This window comes from Actinokineospora sp. (assembly GCF_052390155.1).
GTDB lineage: Bacteria > Actinomycetota > Actinomycetes > Mycobacteriales > Pseudonocardiaceae > Actinokineospora.
Genome location: NZ_JBQTHF010000051.1, coordinates 1 through 14,275, shown reverse-complemented (window position 1 = coordinate 14,275; position 14,275 = coordinate 1). Strand labels below are relative to the sequence as shown.

Sequence of the window (14,275 nt, the reverse complement as noted above, 5' to 3'; positions counted from 1 at the left end):
GATGGGCAATCCTTACGCACAACGACGAAGGAGGCGTGCGTGGAACTTCTCCTCCTGCTCGCGGGGTCGCTGGCGGTCACCGCGTTCGCCAAGCGGCTCGATTGGCCCGCGCCGCTGCTGTTGGTGGCGGTGGGGCTGGCGGCGTCCTTCATTCCGGGAATGCCCGAGTTCCGGCTCGACCCGGAACTGGTGCTCGTGCTCGTCCTGGCGCCGCTGCTGTACTCGGCCGCGCTGGACAGCTCGTATCTGGACATCAAGGCGAACCTGCGGCCGATCGGGCTGCTCGCGGTCGGGCTGGTGCTGTTCACCACGGCTGTCGTCGGCGTCGTGGCGCACCTGGTGATCCCGGAACTGCCGTTGGCGTCGGCCCTGGTGCTCGGCGCGGTGGTGGCGCCGCCGGACGCGGTGGCGGCGGTGGCGATCGGGCGCAAACTCGGCCTCCCGCGGCGGGCGATGACCCTGCTGACCGGGGAGAGCCTCGGCAACGACGCGACGGCACTGACGGCGTTCAAGGTCGCGGTGGCCGGGGCGGCGGCGTTCTCCTGGGGGGAGAGCGTGCTGACGCTGGTGGTGTCGTCGGTCGGCGGCGTGGCGGTGGGGTTGGTGCTGGCCGTGGTCGTGCACGCGATCCGGCTCCGCCTTGGCGACGGGGTGCTGGAGAGCGCGCTGGGCCTGCTGGTGCCGTTCGGCGCGTACCTGCTCGCGGAGGAGGTGCACGTGTCCGGCGTGCTGGCGGTGGTGGTCGCCGGGCTGTACCTCGGGCACAACGCGCCCGCCGCCGGGTTCTCGACGCGGCTGCAGGAGTTCGCGGTGTGGCGGTCGGTCGACGTGCTGCTGGAGGCGCTGGTGTTCGCGCTGATCGGCCTGCAACTGCGCACAGTGGTATCCGACGCCCAACCCGACTGGGAGCTGCTCGGCGCGTCGGCCGTGGTGTTGGCCGCGGTGATCCTGAGCCGGTTCGTGTGGGTGTTCCCGGCCGCGCACATACCGCGGTGGCTGTCGCCGCGCATCAGGAAGCGGGAGTCCCGGCCGGGGTGGCAGGTGGTCACGGTGATCTCGTGGGCCGGGATGCGCGGGGTGGTGTCGCTGGCCGCGGCGGCGGCGATCCCGCTGGACATGCCAGGGCGGGACGTGGTGGTGCTGCTGACTTTCGTGGTGACCGTAGGGACGCTGCTGCTGCAAGGGCTGACGCTGCCCGCGCTGATCCGCAAACTGGGCGTCCGCGCGAACGACGGCCACGACCGCGCGCTCGCCGAGGCGCAGGTCCAGAACACCGCCGCCCGCGCCGCGATCGAGCGCCTGGAGGAAATCCTGGGCGAGGGCGAGATCCCCGACCACCTCGCCGACCGGCTGCGCGCCATCGCCGAACACCGCGGAAACGCCGCGTGGGAACGGTTGGGGCGGCAGGAACAGGAGAGCCCGGCCGCCGCCTTCCGACGGCTGCGCCGACAGATGCTGGAAGCCGAGCGCGCCGTCTTCGTCGCCGCCCGGGACGCGGGCGACATAGACGACGAAATTCTGCGGCGGGTGCAGCGGGAGTTGGACTTGGAGGAAGCCGCCCTATCCCGCGAGTAGTCCCCGACTGGCCGGCCCCACCCAAACTCGCCACCACCGGCACACCCGTGCCCGAACCCACCCACACGTTGACTTCTCCCTGCCCCACCGCCCAGGCCCGCCCACCTCAGTGGGTCCCGGCAAGTCGGTGTGGTGTTCAGGGTTACGAACGGGTGGGTTGGTCGGGTGGCACCCACCCGCTGCCGCGATCGACATCAGCGAACGCCGCACCACACGCCGTCACGAGGATCCAGGGGTGATCGACTTCGCCATTCCCCGCCCCAGCAGGACAAACCCCCACCCACCTCGGGGGGACTGCCCTGCTCCAGTCTATCGGTCTGAGGGGGTGGGTGGGGGTGGGGCGAAATTCTGTGGATGAGTTGGCGGCATGTGGATAGTTCGCGGGCCGGCGGGGGCTCAGGCCAGTTGGTGGCGGACGATCGTCTGGTCGCGGCCGGGGCCGACGCCGACTGCGGAGACGCGGGCGCCGGAGAGTTCCTCGATCCGCTCCACATACGCGCGCGCCGCCACGGGAAGGTCGTCGAAGGAGCGGCATTGGCTGATGTCCTCCCACCAGCCCGGCATCTCCTCGTACACCGGCACGGCGTGGTGTACGTCGGTCTGGGTCATCGGCATGTCGTCGACTCGGCGGCCGTCTACTTCGTAGGCCACGCAGATCGGGACGGTGGCCAGGCCGGACAGCACGTCGAGTTTGGTGAGGAAGTAGTCGGTGATTCCGTTGACGCGGCTGGCGTAGCGGGCGATCACGGCGTCGAACCAGCCGGTGCGGCGTAGGCGTTTTGTCGTGACACCGATCTCGCCGCCGACCTTGCGCAGGCGCTCGCCCATCTCGTCGTTCAGCTCGGTGGGGAATGGGCCGGAGCCGACGCGGGTGGTGTACGCCTTGAGGATGCCGATCACCGTGGTGATCCGGGTGGGCCCGATGCCCGAGCCCGCCGCCGCGCCGCCCGAGGTCGGGTTGGACGAGGTGACGAACGGGTAGGTGCCGTGGTCGACGTCGAGCAGGGTGCCCTGGGAGCCCTCCAGCAGCACGGTCTCGCCGCGCTCCAGCGCCTGGTTGAGCAGCAGCCGGGTGTCGGCGATGCGGTGGGCGAACTGCTCGCCGCAGGCCAGGACCTCGTCGACGACCTGCTCCGGGTCGAGCGCGTTGCGGTTGTAGATTTTGACCAGCATCTGGTTCTTGATGTCGAGCGCGGCCTCGACCTTCTGCCGCAGGATCTTCTCGTCCAGCAGATCCTGCACGCGCACGCCGACGCGGGCGACCTTGTCCTGGTACGCCGGGCCGATGCCGCGGCCGGTGGTACCGATCTTGGCCTTGCCGAGGTAACGCTCGGTGACCTTATCGATCGCCACGTGGTAGGGCATGATCAAGTGCGCGTCGGCGGAGATGAGCAGGCGGGAGGTGTCGACGCCGCGGGCGTCGAGGCCCGCGAGTTCCTTGAGCAGGACGGTCGGGTCGACCACGACGCCGTTGCCGATGACGTTGTTGATGCCAGGGGTGAGGATGCCCGACGGGATCAGGTGCAGGGCGAAGTCCTGGCCGTCGGGCAGCACCACGGTGTGCCCCGCGTTGTTCCCGCCCTGGTACCGCACCACCCAGTCCACCCGCTCGCCGAGCAGGTCGGTGGCTTTCCCCTTGCCCTCGTCGCCCCACTGGGCGCCGATCAGCACGATTGCCGGCATGTGAAACTCCAGGTATTGGGAGTGGACAACCTGTGGACACCCGAACCCGGGCTGCCCGCGGGTGAATGCCGGTGACCGAGACTAGACCAGGAGACCTGAGTGAGCGCACTCGTGCTGGCCTGCGGAAACGCGGGCGCCGCCGGACGCCCGGCCACGCTCACGGACCGTGACGACCTGGAGTGGCGGGAGCTGCCCGCCACCCCCGACCGAACGGCGGTGGACCCGTTGCTCCAGACGGTCGATGGCCGCCGGGTCGTGGTGTACGGCACCGACGCGGACCTGGCGGCGGTGGTGCTGCGGCTGATGCGGACCGAGCGGCTCGCCGACATCCCGGTCGGGTACCTGCCGGTGGACCCGGGTCGCTCGGCCATCCCGGAGCTGTGGGGCCTGCCGACCGACCCGGGGCGGCTCGCCGAGGTCGCGGTGGCGGGCGAGATCGACCCGTTCCCGCTGATCCGCGACGACGCGGGCGGCGTGCTCGTCGGCCTCGGCGTGATCGAGCAGCCGCAGGGGGTGGCCTACTGCGACGACGCGACCGCGCTGCGCGGGCGGGCGAAGCGGATCGAGGTCACGCCGGACCCGGACGGCGGCGCGGGGCTGGTGGCGCGGGTGGTGCGCACGGGTCTGCTCGGCAAGCGGGTGGCCGCCTTCCACGGCCGCGCGTTCCAGATCGGCTGCCTGCAGACGGCTCTGGTGCGCGACGGCGTGCCCAGCAACGTGGCGAAGTGGACCTGGTACCGACACACCGCGGATCTGCGGGTGGCCCGCGGGCTGCTGTAACTCGACAGTGCTGTGCCCCGGCTTGCTGTGACCCGGCGTGCACTGTCGTTGACCGTGCGCGCAACGTCGTTCCCGGAATCGGTGGATATACGCACTACTTGTCGCCGACGGGGCAACGACAGCGGAGGTGGCTCGATGGCACGAACTCGGATCAAGTGGGCGGTGGGGCTACTCGCCGCCGTGGCCGTGGGATTGGTGGTGGTGCCGACTGGGCAGGCCGCCACCACGGACACCATCTCCAGCGACCGCGCCACGGTGCGCGAGTACCCGGGCAGGCTGGTGCTGGCGAACGCGAACGCGGGCGACCGGGTCAACCTCACCGGGCACTGCGGCTCGTGGGTGCGCATCCAGGTGACGAGCGGGCGCGTGATGGCCACACCGGTCGGCTGGGTGCTGCGGGAGAACTTGACCAGGGCGAGCAAGGCGGGCGGGCTCGACGGCGTGCCGGAGCGCTGCGGCACCGACGGCGACCGCTGGCGCGACTGGGTGGGCGCGATCAACGCCCCGTTCGAGTCGCTGCGCAAGGTGACCGTGGACGGCCGGGCGGGCTGGCGCCGGATCGTGTTCGGCACCGGCGTGTCGCTGGTGCCGCACCCCGAGTGCGTGCCGTCGCTGAACTACACCCGCCGGGACACCGCGCCCGACGTGGTCGACCCCGCGCAGCGGGTCACCAACCTGGACCTGAACAGTGTGACGTACCGGTACATCACCAAGGACGGCGCGATCGCGCTGATCAGCGCGCCGCGGCCGGGCGGATCGTTCGGGATCTGGTCGTTCGTGCCGTCGTGGTGCGTGCAGCCGAAGGGCCGGGCGACGGTGTACTTCAACGACCCCGTGGTGCAGCTCCGCAACATCGCGGGACTCAAGACCGGGGTGGGCTACTCGGACGCCGAGATCCGCTCGCGCGGCTGCACGGCCGGGTTGATCAGCCCGTCGCACCCGCGGTTCGGCTACTGGCCGGACCCGGACGCGGGGAACCGGCCGCCCTGCCCGGTCTAACGCTGAGTGCGCTAGATCTTTTACAGTAGGTCGTCAGTGTGTCACCCATAGGTATTACACCTGCCATGTGACACCGACACGGTTGTGTGCACCCACGCCACGGAGGAACCATGTCGAAGACGCGAACCCTGCTCGGCTCGTTACTCATGTCCGTCGTGCTCGCGGCCGGTCTCGCGACCGCCGCGAGCGCGACGCCGCCCGGCATCCCCAGCGAGGCCACCGCACGCGCGGAACTGGCCGCCCTGCGGGTCGCGGCGGACGGCTCCATGTCCGGGTACTCGCGGGACAAGTTCCCGCACTGGAGCACGGTCTCCGGGTCGTGCAACACGCGGGAGACGGTGTTGAAGCGGGACGGGAGTGGGGTCGTGACCGACTCCTCCTGCGCGGCCACCTCGGGTCGCTGGTTCAGTCCCTACGACGGCGCGACCTGGTTCGCGGCGTCCGATGTGGACATCGACCACGTGGTGCCGCTGGCCGCGGCGTGGCGCTCCGGCGCGGCGTCGTGGACCACGACCAAGCGCCAGCAGTTCGCCAACGACCTGAGCAGCCCGCAGCTCATCGCGGTCACCGACAACGTCAACCAGTCCAAGGGCGACCAGACGCCCGCGACCTGGAAGCCGCCGGTGACCTCGTACTGGTGCACCTACGCCAAGATGTGGACGCGGGTGAAGTACAAGTACGCGCTGAGCGTGAACTCGGCGGAGAAGTCGGCCGTGCTGACCATGCTCGACCGCTGCTGACAACTGGCGTGCCGCGGCCCCGGGGACACCGTCCCCGGGGCCGTTTCGCAGCTGCGGGAACGGTTGCGCAGATCGGCCGCGCGACGATAGTTCCGACTCTCTCCGTGTTCACCTTCCGTCGTTCGTATGTCACCCAGAGGTGTTGCGTTCGTCAGGTCCGTCGACCATCGTCGTGGGCACTTCACCCACCACACGACAGGGAGGTGGCATGTTTTCGTCGGGGAAACTGCGCGCTCTGGGCGCGTCGTTAGTACTGACCGCGGGTGCCTTGACCGGGTTCACCGGGACGGCGAGCGCGACACCGCCGAACATCCCGGACGCCGCGACCGCGTCGGCCGAGCTGGCGGGACTGACCGTCGCACCGGACGGGCCGATGACCGGCTACTCGCGGGAGAAGTTCCCGCACTGGAGCACCGTGCAGGGCTCGTGCAACACCCGGGAGACGGTCCTCCAGCGCGACGGCGACGACGTCGAGGTCGGCTCGGACTGCGCGGCGACGTCGGGAAGCTGGTACAGCCCGTACGACGGCGAGACCTGGACGGCCGCGAGCGATGTCGACATCGATCACATGGTGCCCCTGGCCGCAGCGTGGCGCTCGGGCGCCGCGGGCTGGACCACCGACCGGCGCGAGGCGTTCGCCAACGACCTGGACAGCCCGCAGCTCTGGGCGGTGACCGACAACGTCAACCAGTCCAAGGGCGACCAGACGCCCGCCACCTGGACGCCGCCGCTGGCCGCGCACGCGTGCGAATACGCGCGCGCCTACACGCACGTGAAGCACACTTGGTCGCTGAGCGTGAACGCCGCGGAGCAGGCGGCACTGCAGGATCTGCTCGCCGCCTGCTGACCGGGCAGGATCGGCGGACACGGCGGAAGGAGCAGCGGATGTCGGAGTACTCGTCCCCGTTCAGCGCGGGGCCCGGGGTGATGACCGAGGACGTCGGCGTGGTCACCGGGGACCTGGAGCTGCGCACGGTGAGCAGCGGGGACGGTGTGGTGACCGCCAAGGTGCGCTACGCGGGCGCCGACGAGTGGTACCGGCTGCGCGGCGGCCAGTGCAAGCTGGTCGACGACGCCGACCACGCCGCCGTGCACTCGCTGCTGGTGGGGGTGCTCAACCGACCGTCCGGCTGACCCGCGCCGGGGTGGCGCCGCCCGAAGGACACGCCACCCCGCGCGGTCAGGCCAGGCCGAGGGCGGCGGGCGCGGCCGGGTCGGAGTCGGCGAGGAAGGTCGAGCAGCGCTCGTGCTCCGCGGTCTCGCCGATCGCCCCGGCGGCGAGTGCCAGGGCGGCCAGCGCGCGCAGGAATCCCTGGTTCGGCCGGTGCGACCACGGCACGGGGCCGAAGCCCTTCCAGCCCGCGCGGCGGAGCTGGTCGAGGCCGCGGTGGTAACCGGTGCGGGCGTAGGCGTAGGCGGTGACGGCGTCGTCGGCCGCCAGCGCGCGTTCGGCGAGCGCCGCCCACGCTTCGCTGAAGTCGGGCCACGACGCGGCCACCTCGGCCGGGTCGGTTCCGCTGTCGAGCGCGCCCTGCGGCTCGGCGCGGTCGGGGAGCCGGGTGGGTTCAGGTCCGAGCAGGTTGCCGTGCATGCGGTCATCCTGCCCCACGGGCGAATCCGCGCGGCGCGGCGCGTCGATCTCGCCCTGTGTGATCGCGTGGCCGCGCACGGGTGATCGAAGATTTCCAATTCACCCCATTGGGGTGGGGCCCCCTTCCCGTTCTCAGCTCTCCGGCGCCATGATGTCCAGGTGAACATGGGGAAGGCACACAACGACGACCCGGCGCTCAAGGGGCCGATCGGGCAGTTCAAGGATTTCTTCGGTCTGCATTGGACGCGTGGGGCCGCGGGCAGGCAGACACCCGACTGGGTCTGGCACTTCGCCTACCGGACCTGGCTGCTCGCGCTGCTGTTCAAGATGCTCGGGTCCTCTTGGGACGAATCGTGGCATTTCAAGTTCCAGCGCGACGATCTCGCCGCACCGCATTTGATCAACAGTGTCGGCACGGGTATCGCGGTGGTCCTGGTCGCTATCCACACGTTCACCGGGATGGCGGCGAGCAAACGCTCACAGCGACTGCTCCAAATCGGGTTGGCGATCTTCCTGGTGGCCGCGCCGCTGGATGTGATCAACCACCGGGTCAACGGGCTCGACCTGACCGCGTGGAGCGCGTCACACGGCCTGCTCTACCTCGGCACCGCGCTGATGATCGCCGGGCTCATCGACGGCTGGCTCGTCGCGGGCCCGACCGGGCGGGCGCGGCCCTGGGTGCTGGGCGGGCTGTGGGTGTTCTTCCTGGAGAACACCCTGTTCCCCAACGGCCAGCAGGAGTACGGCGTGCTGGAGATGTCGTCCTGCCTGCCCAACGGCGTGCTCAACATCGACACCTGTTACGCCGAGCGCAGCCTGCTGGAGTTCGCCGCCGCGCAGATCGGCCGCCCGGTCGACTTCGAGGCGATCAAGCAATTCGCGCTGCCGATCCCCGACTGGGTGTACCCGATGTGGGGCATCGGAGTAGCCGCGCTGGTGCTCGCGGTGGCGGGCAAGACCATCGACCGCACCTGGGCGGCGACCGCCGTCGCCGGGGTGTACGTCGCCTACCGCGCGGTGATCTGGCCGCTGCTCGTGGTGGCCGACTTCCCGCCGTCGACGGTGCCGTTCTACCTGGTGTTCGTCGGCATCGCGGTCGACATGGTGCGCCGGATGCGGTTGCCGCACCTGATGGACGCCGTGGCGGGCGCCGCCGTGGTCTGCCTGCTCGGCCACGTCGCGCTGTACCTGCAGGGCTGGCTGATCGAGGCGCCGCCGGTGGCCTGGTGGTCGGCGCCGATCACGTTCGCGCTGCTCGCGGTGCTGTGGTGGACCGGCAAGCCGATCGCCGGGTGGTTCGCCCGGCGGCAGGCCGCCGAGGCGGATTCCACCCGCCTGCCCGCCTGAGCCGACATCCGACGAGGGCCGTCCCGGCTGCCGGGACGGCCCTCGTCGGGTATCGGGGGTTTGTCAGCCCGCGATCATGCGGCCCGCGGACTTGAGGTGCTCGCACGCCTGGGTGATCCGCGCGGCCATCGCCTGCTCGGCGGCCTTGAGGTAGCTGCGCGGGTCGTAGACCTTCTTGTTGCCGACCTCGCCGTCGATCTTGAGCACGCCGTCGTAGTTGGCGAACATGTGCGCCGCGACCGGCCGGGTGAACGCGTACTGGGTGTCGGTGTCGATGTTCATCTTGATCACGCCGTAGGTCAGCGCCTCGTGGATCTCCTCCAGCAGCGAGCCGGAGCCGCCGTGGAAGACCAGGTCGAACGGCTTCGCGCCCGCCGCCAGCCCGAGCTGCGCCGCGACGACCTCCTGGCCCTGCTTGAGGATCTCCGGGCGCAGCTTGACGTTGCCCGGCTTGTAGACGCCGTGCACGTTGCCGAAGGTCGCGGCCAGCAGGTAGCGGCCCTTCTCGCCGGTGCCCAGCGCCTCGACGGTCTTGAGGTAGTCGTCGGCGGAGGTGTAGAGCTTCTCGTTGATCTCGTTGGCGACGCCGTCTTCCTCGCCGCCGACCACGCCGACCTCGATCTCCAGCACGATGTTCGCCTTGGCGGCCTTCTCCAGCAGCTCGGCGGCGATCTGCAGGTTCTCCGCCAGCCCGATCGCCGAGCCGTCCCACATGTGCGACTGGAACAGCGGGTTGGCACCCGCGGCGACCCGCTCCTGGCTGATCGCGATCAGCGGGCGGACGAAGCCGTCGAGCTTGTCCTTGGGGCAGTGGTCGGTGTGCAGGGCGATGTTCACCGGGTACTTCTCCGCGACGATGTGCGCGAACTCCGCCAGCGCGACCGAACCCGTGACCATGTCCTTGACCTTGGTCCCGGAGGCGAACTCCGAGCCGCCGGTCGACACCTGGACGATGCCGTCGCTCTCGGCTTCGGCGAACCCGCGCAGCGCGGCGTTCAGGGTCTCCGACGAGGTGACGTTGATGGCCGGATAAGCGAACTCGTTCGCCTTGGCCCGGTCCAGCATCTCCGCGTAGACCTCGGGTGTGGCGATGGGCATCGGTGGTCCTCCTCGGGGTGGCTTTCGCCGTTCTGGCGCATCCTACGAGCAGCGGCACCGCGGCGCGGGCAGACTGGTGCCCATGGCGACAGCGACATGGAACGGCGAGATCATCGCCGAGAGCAGCGACACCAAGATCATCGAGGGCAACCACTACTTCCCGGCGGAGTCCGTGCACCAGCACCTGCTCCGGCCGTCGGAGACCACGAGCGTGTGCCCGTGGAAGGGCACCGCGAGCTACTACACCCTGCACGTCGACGGCAAGGACAACGTCGACGCCGCGTGGTACTACCCGACGCCCAAGGACGAGGCGGCCGAGATCAAGGGGCACCTGGCCTTCTGGCGCGGCGTGGTGGTGACGGGGTAGAAACTACTCGCGGTAGCTTACCGGCGGTAAGTTGCGGTACGGTGCCCGGACCGGACCCGTTCTAGGAGGCACCCGATGGGCGTGACGAACCTGCTGGCCCGCAAGCGCAGCGTCGAGGGCAAGGTCATCCTGATCACCGGCGCCGCCCGCGGTTTCGGCGCTGGGCTGGCCAAGCGGTTCGCCGCGCGCGGCGCCAAGGTCGCGCTCGTCGGGCTGGAACCGGACGAGCTGAAGAAGGTCGCCGCCGAGTGCGGGCCCGACGCCGCCGTGTTCGAGGCCGACGTCACCGACTGGGTGGCGCTGGAGACCGCCGCCGCCGGGGTGGTCGAGCGGTTCGGCGGGATCGACATCGTGGTGGCCAACGCGGGCATCGCCGCCGCGGGGTTCGTCCGGTCGATCGACCCGGCCGCCTTCGAGCGCACCATCGAGGTCGACCTGCTCGGCGTGTGGCGCACCGTGCGGGTCACGCTGCCGCAGGTCGTCGAGCGCAGGGGCTACGTCCTGGTGATCTCCTCGCTCGCCGCGATCACGCATGCGCCGGGGATGGCGGCGTACGCGGCGGCGAAGGCGGGCGTCGAGGCGTTCGCCAACTGCCTGCGGGCCGAGGTGCGGCACCTGGGCGTGCGGGTCGGCGTGGCGCACCCGACGTGGATCGCGACCGACCTGGTGAACGGCGCCGACAAGCACCCGGTGTTCGGCCCGCTGCGCGCCTCGATGCCCGGCCCGCTCGGCAAGACGTACCCCGTGCCGGTCGCCTTCGACGCGCTGGAACTGGGCATCCTGCGCCGTGACCGCACCGTGCACGTGCCCGGCTGGGTCGGCGCGCTGAAGCTGGTCCGCTCGTTCCTCCCGCCGGTGATCGAACTGGGCGGCAGGCTGGCAGGCAACGCGATCGCCAAGGCGGACAAGGCCGCGCTCGCCGACATCGCCGCCCGCGGCGCCGAGGTGTCCTCCCGCCCGGTCGGCGCGGGCGGCGAGGCGGCCATGCGCCCGCGCGGCACTGCGCTATAACTCGGGCGCAACCAGGCGAGGGAGACACGAATGTCGCGACGGGACCAGATCAAGCTGACCCCCGGGGAAGTCCTGGACTTCCTGGCCGCCGAGCGGGTGGCGAACGTGGCCACCATCGGCCCGAACGGGCGCCCGCACCTGATCCCCGTCTGGTACATCCCCGAGGGCGACGGCCTGAGCACCTGGACCTACGCGACGTCGCAGAAGGTGGCCAACCTGCGGCGCCTCCCGCAGGCCACCGTGCTGATCGAGGCAGGCGACTCCTACGAGACGCTGCGCGGGGTGTCCCTGGAATGCGACGTGGCACTCACCGAGGACACCGAGCGGGTCGCCGCCATCGGCAGCGCCCTGACCGAGCGCTACACCGGCAGCGCGGAGGTCGCCGCCGCCGCGTCGCAGTTCGTCCGGGTGCAGGCCGAGAAGCGGGTGGGCGTGGTGTTCACGCCGACCAAGGTCGTGTCCTGGGACCACCGCAAGCTCGGCGGCACTTACTAGGCCGCCCAGGGGCCGATCCCGATGGTCCACTCGCGGACCGTGCGCTCGGCCGCGATGCCCTCGGTGGTGTACGGGTCGACGGCGAGGATGGCGTCCAACTCGGCCCGGTCGGCGACCTTGACCACGAAGAACCCGCCCGTGCCGTCTGCCCACGGCCCGCCCGCGAGCACCTGCCCCGTGTCGGCGAGCCCGCGCAGGTAGTCGCGGTGGGCCGGGCGGACAGCCGCCAGCCGGTCGCGGTCGGCGATGTACAGGGTGTCCACGGTGAACCACGTCATGCGCCCATGATCCCAGCAGGCATTCGCGCCTGTCGGACAGTGTGTTCCATCCCCTCGCCCGGTACGGTTTGCACGTGGCAGGGGATGGTGTGCAACCAGGTGACTATCCTCCGGTGCGCGGCACTCTGGGCGACTCGCCGGAGCCGGTCGTCGCGTCCCCGGAGGGCTCAGTCGAGGGCAATGCCGAGCGCAGCGTCGAGCAGACGCTCACCCGGCTGCGGGTGATCGACCTCAAGAGCGCGCCGCCGCCGCAGCCCGAGGCGCCGCTGACGCTGGAGGACCTCTACCGAACGCACCGGATGCGGCTGATCCGGCTCGCGCTGCTGCTGGTCGACGAGCCCGCCACCGCCGAGGACGTCGTGCAGGAGGCGTTCGCCGGGCTGCACCGGCACTGGGGCAACCTGCGCGACGCCGCCGCGGCCGTCGGGTATCTGCGCACCGCCGTGGTCAACGGCTCCCGCAGCGTGCTGCGCAGGCGCAAGACCGCCCGCGAGTACACGCCGCCGCACGCGGTCAACGCGCGGTCGGCGGAGAGCCTGGCGATGCTCACCGCCGAGCACCAGGGCGTGGTGCGGGCGCTGTCGCAGCTTCCGCCCCGGCAGCGCGAAGTGCTGGTGCTGCGCTACTACGGCAACCTCACCGAGGCCGAGATCGCCGAGGCGGCCGGGATCTCCAAGGGCACGGTGAAGTCGACCGCGAGCCGTGCCCTCGAAGCGCTGCAGAAGATCATGAACACCCCGTAGCCACTCTCCGCCGGGCGATGTTGGTTTAGACCATTGCGGTATAGACCAATAGACTGCCACTGTGCACTGACCGCGTGCACGGATGCTCGGAGGACGCATGGCAGGACGGCTCATCTCAGGTGGCAGGCTCGTCACCCCCGACGGCGTGCTGACCGACGGCTGGCTGCTGGTCGAGGACGGCTACATCGGCGCGCTCGGCACGGGCGAGGCGCCCAGGGCCGACGAGACCGTCGACGCGGCGGGGGCCTGGGTGGTGCCGGGGTTCGTCGACATCCACTGCCACGGCGGCGGCGGCGACCCGTTCACCAGCGCCGACCCGGACCGGGTGCGCAACGCGGTCGCCACGCACGCCCGGCACGGCACCACGACGATGCTGGCCAGTCTGGTCTCGCGGCCCGTGCCCGAACTGGTCGAGCAGGTCGCCCGGCTGCGGGAGCTGGTCGAGGACGGTCTGCTGGCGGGCGTGCACCTGGAGGGCCCGTTCCTGTCCGCGGCCCGCTGCGGGGCGCACGACCCGGCCGTCCTGCAACCGCCGGACCGCGCCGCGGTGGCCGCGCTGCTCGACGCGGGCCGGGGCGCGGTGCGGATGGTGACGCTGGCACCGGAACTGGAAGGCTCCGTGCGCGCCGTGCACCAGTTGGTCGACGAGGGCGCCATCGCGGCCATCGGCCACACCGACGCCACGGAAGCGCAGGTCATGCCTGCCGTCGCCGCCGGCGCGACGGTGGCGACCCACCTGTTCAACGGCATGCGCCCGCTGCACCACCGCGAGCCCGGCCCGATCGGCGCGCTGCTCGACGACGAGCGGGTGACCGTCGAGCTGATCTGCGACCTGGTCCACCTGCGCCCCACCATCGTGCGGCTCGCCGCCCGGCACGCCGGCCTGGGCCGGACGGTGCTGGTGACCGACGCCATCGCGGCCGCGGGCGTCGGCGACGGCAGCTACCAGATCGGCGGCTTACCGGTCGTCGTCCGCGGCGGCGTGCCCACGCTGGCGGGCGGCACGTCGCTCGCGGGCAGCACGCTGACCATGGACGCGGCGTTCCGCAACCTGGTGCACGGCTGCGGCTTGAGCGTGCCCGAGGCTGTCGCCGCGACGTCGACCCTGCCCGCGGCGCTGCTCGGCCTCGCCGAGTCCACCGGCAGGCTCGCGAAGGGCCTGGCCGCCGACGTCGTGCTGCTGGACGACACCCTGCACACCACCGCCGTGCTGCGCCGCGGGGACTGGGTGGGTTAACTTCGGCCCATGACCGACGCCGACCCGGAGCGGCTGCTCACCGAGGCGCTGCGGGCCCAGGCGGCCCGGGCCCCGGCGCCGCTGGACGCGATGACGGCGCCGGTCAGCGGGTACGGCCTGCTGTCGGGCAGCGACCTGCCCCTGACGGCCCCGGCGACGACCCGCTTCGACGTCACCCAGCCGCCGCGGGCGTGGTGGATCTTGGTGCTGGCGGTGTTGTTGGGGCTGGCCGCGGGGTCGCTGGTCGGTCTGTTGACGCTGCTCTAGTGTCGTTGGGGGGGCCGTTAAGATGATCAAAAAAAATTTTATTGTGGGATATGTGTTGTTGGTT

Annotated in this window: 17 protein-coding genes; 13 read left to right on the top strand and 4 right to left on the bottom strand. The window is 71.0% G+C overall.

All coding sequences use genetic code 11. The features are described 5' to 3' along the window. The first annotated feature begins 39 nt into the window (after positions 1-39). Entirely contained in the window at positions 40-1,575 is a 1,536-nt protein-coding gene (locus ACT4N7_RS17440) for a Na+/H+ antiporter (RefSeq protein ID WP_444829805.1), read from the top strand. A gap of 396 nt (positions 1,576-1,971) precedes the next feature. Here ACT4N7_RS17440 and ACT4N7_RS17435 read toward each other — a convergent pair whose 3' ends face one another. Further along, positions 1,972-3,258, bottom strand: coding sequence for an adenylosuccinate synthase (locus ACT4N7_RS17435; RefSeq protein ID WP_444829804.1), 1,287 nt, complete (start codon positions 3,256-3,258; stop codon positions 1,972-1,974). A 99-nt stretch (positions 3,259-3,357) separates the two neighbouring features. On the opposite strand from ACT4N7_RS17435, the gene ACT4N7_RS17430 reads away from it, so the two are divergent. From ACT4N7_RS17430 to ACT4N7_RS17410, 5 genes are all read left to right on the top strand, one after another. Continuing rightward, complete coding sequence (locus tag ACT4N7_RS17430; RefSeq protein WP_444829803.1) at positions 3,358-4,038, top strand: hypothetical protein; 681 nt, start codon at positions 3,358-3,360, stop codon at positions 4,036-4,038. A gap of 135 nt (positions 4,039-4,173) precedes the next feature. Further along, on the top strand, positions 4,174-5,037 hold the full coding sequence (locus ACT4N7_RS17425; protein ID WP_444829802.1) for a hypothetical protein: 864 nt from the start codon (positions 4,174-4,176) through the stop codon (positions 5,035-5,037). Between the two features lie 146 nt (positions 5,038-5,183). Next, a complete protein-coding gene (locus tag ACT4N7_RS17420; protein WP_444829910.1) occupies positions 5,184-5,777 on the top strand; it encodes an HNH endonuclease family protein in 594 nt (197 codons plus the stop codon). A 208-nt stretch (positions 5,778-5,985) separates the two neighbouring features. Then, entirely contained in the window at positions 5,986-6,624 is a 639-nt protein-coding gene (locus ACT4N7_RS17415) for an HNH endonuclease family protein (RefSeq protein WP_444829801.1), read from the top strand. Positions 6,625-6,662: 38 nt separating this feature from the next. Then, positions 6,663-6,911, top strand: a complete 249-nt coding sequence (locus tag ACT4N7_RS17410) for a hypothetical protein (protein ID WP_444829800.1) — start codon at positions 6,663-6,665, stop codon at positions 6,909-6,911. A 46-nt stretch (positions 6,912-6,957) separates the two neighbouring features. On the opposite strand, the gene ACT4N7_RS17405 is transcribed toward ACT4N7_RS17410, so the two are convergent. Then, positions 6,958-7,368, bottom strand: coding sequence for a DUF3151 domain-containing protein (locus ACT4N7_RS17405; protein WP_444829799.1), 411 nt, complete (start codon positions 7,366-7,368; stop codon positions 6,958-6,960). Between the two features lie 165 nt (positions 7,369-7,533). Between ACT4N7_RS17405 and ACT4N7_RS17400 the strand changes: the two genes are divergently transcribed. Further along, complete coding sequence (locus tag ACT4N7_RS17400; protein WP_444829909.1) at positions 7,534-8,715, top strand: hypothetical protein; 1,182 nt, start codon at positions 7,534-7,536, stop codon at positions 8,713-8,715. A gap of 63 nt (positions 8,716-8,778) precedes the next feature. On the opposite strand, the gene fbaA is transcribed toward ACT4N7_RS17400, so the two are convergent. Continuing rightward, positions 8,779-9,813 carry a class II fructose-bisphosphate aldolase gene (fbaA, locus tag ACT4N7_RS17395; protein WP_444829798.1) on the bottom strand — a complete coding sequence of 345 codons (1,035 nt, stop codon included), beginning with the start codon at positions 9,811-9,813 and terminating at the stop codon, positions 8,779-8,781. A gap of 82 nt (positions 9,814-9,895) precedes the next feature. Here fbaA and ACT4N7_RS17390 point away from each other — a divergent pair, with 82 nt between their 5' ends. The 3 genes from ACT4N7_RS17390 to ACT4N7_RS17380 all read left to right on the top strand — a co-directional run bounded on the left by ACT4N7_RS17390 (position 9,896) and on the right by ACT4N7_RS17380 (position 11,686). Beyond that, entirely contained in the window at positions 9,896-10,180 is a 285-nt protein-coding gene (locus ACT4N7_RS17390) for a DUF427 domain-containing protein (protein ID WP_444829797.1), read from the top strand. Positions 10,181-10,255: 75 nt separating this feature from the next. After that, a complete protein-coding gene (locus ACT4N7_RS17385; protein WP_444829796.1) occupies positions 10,256-11,191 on the top strand; it encodes an SDR family oxidoreductase in 936 nt (311 codons plus the stop codon). 30 nt (positions 11,192-11,221) lie between these two features. Next, positions 11,222-11,686 (top strand): pyridoxamine 5'-phosphate oxidase family protein, encoded by a 465-nt coding sequence (locus ACT4N7_RS17380; protein ID WP_444829795.1) that lies wholly within the window; start codon positions 11,222-11,224, stop codon positions 11,684-11,686. Here the strand turns inward: ACT4N7_RS17380 and ACT4N7_RS17375 are convergent. Continuing rightward, on the bottom strand, positions 11,683-11,964 hold the full coding sequence (locus ACT4N7_RS17375) for a YciI family protein (RefSeq protein ID WP_444829794.1): 282 nt from the start codon (positions 11,962-11,964) through the stop codon (positions 11,683-11,685). The two genes, ACT4N7_RS17380 and ACT4N7_RS17375, sit on opposite strands and share 4 nt — an antisense overlap. A 125-nt stretch (positions 11,965-12,089) precedes the next feature. On the opposite strand from ACT4N7_RS17375, the gene ACT4N7_RS17370 reads away from it, so the two are divergent. From ACT4N7_RS17370 to ACT4N7_RS17360, 3 genes are all read left to right on the top strand, one after another. Then, entirely contained in the window at positions 12,090-12,707 is a 618-nt protein-coding gene (locus tag ACT4N7_RS17370; RefSeq protein WP_444829908.1) for a SigE family RNA polymerase sigma factor, read from the top strand. Positions 12,708-12,804: 97 nt separating this feature from the next. Then, positions 12,805-13,944, top strand: coding sequence for an N-acetylglucosamine-6-phosphate deacetylase (nagA, locus tag ACT4N7_RS17365; RefSeq protein WP_444829793.1), 1,140 nt, complete (start codon positions 12,805-12,807; stop codon positions 13,942-13,944). Positions 13,945-13,953: 9 nt separating this feature from the next. Further along, positions 13,954-14,211: a hypothetical protein gene (locus ACT4N7_RS17360; protein ID WP_444829792.1), complete on the top strand. Its 258-nt coding sequence runs from the start codon at positions 13,954-13,956 to the stop codon at positions 14,209-14,211. Positions 14,212-14,275: the final 64 nt, after the last annotated feature.

Bases quoted from the DNA above. Each gene is read 5' to 3' on its own strand.
- ACT4N7_RS17435 (WP_444829804.1), bottom strand. From the start codon at position 3,258: ATGCCGGCAATCGTGCTGATCGGCGCCCAGTGGGGCGACGAGGGCAAG.
- ACT4N7_RS17425 (WP_444829802.1), top strand. From the start codon at position 4,174: ATGGCACGAACTCGGATCAAGTGGGCGGTGGGGCTACTCGCCGCCGTG.
- ACT4N7_RS17420 (WP_444829910.1), top strand. From the start codon at position 5,184: ATGTCCGTCGTGCTCGCGGCCGGTCTCGCGACCGCCGCGAGCGCGACG.
- ACT4N7_RS17415 (WP_444829801.1), top strand. From the start codon at position 5,986: ATGTTTTCGTCGGGGAAACTGCGCGCTCTGGGCGCGTCGTTAGTACTG.
- ACT4N7_RS17410 (WP_444829800.1), top strand. From the start codon at position 6,663: ATGTCGGAGTACTCGTCCCCGTTCAGCGCGGGGCCCGGGGTGATGACC.
- ACT4N7_RS17405 (WP_444829799.1), bottom strand. From the start codon at position 7,368: ATGCACGGCAACCTGCTCGGACCTGAACCCACCCGGCTCCCCGACCGC.
- ACT4N7_RS17400 (WP_444829909.1), top strand. From the start codon at position 7,534: ATGGGGAAGGCACACAACGACGACCCGGCGCTCAAGGGGCCGATCGGG.
- fbaA (WP_444829798.1), bottom strand. From the start codon at position 9,813: ATGCCCATCGCCACACCCGAGGTCTACGCGGAGATGCTGGACCGGGCC.
- ACT4N7_RS17390 (WP_444829797.1), top strand. From the start codon at position 9,896: ATGGCGACAGCGACATGGAACGGCGAGATCATCGCCGAGAGCAGCGAC.
- ACT4N7_RS17385 (WP_444829796.1), top strand. From the start codon at position 10,256: ATGGGCGTGACGAACCTGCTGGCCCGCAAGCGCAGCGTCGAGGGCAAG.
- ACT4N7_RS17380 (WP_444829795.1), top strand. From the start codon at position 11,222: ATGTCGCGACGGGACCAGATCAAGCTGACCCCCGGGGAAGTCCTGGAC.
- ACT4N7_RS17375 (WP_444829794.1), bottom strand. From the start codon at position 11,964: ATGACGTGGTTCACCGTGGACACCCTGTACATCGCCGACCGCGACCGG.
- nagA (WP_444829793.1), top strand. From the start codon at position 12,805: ATGGCAGGACGGCTCATCTCAGGTGGCAGGCTCGTCACCCCCGACGGC.
- ACT4N7_RS17360 (WP_444829792.1), top strand. From the start codon at position 13,954: ATGACCGACGCCGACCCGGAGCGGCTGCTCACCGAGGCGCTGCGGGCC.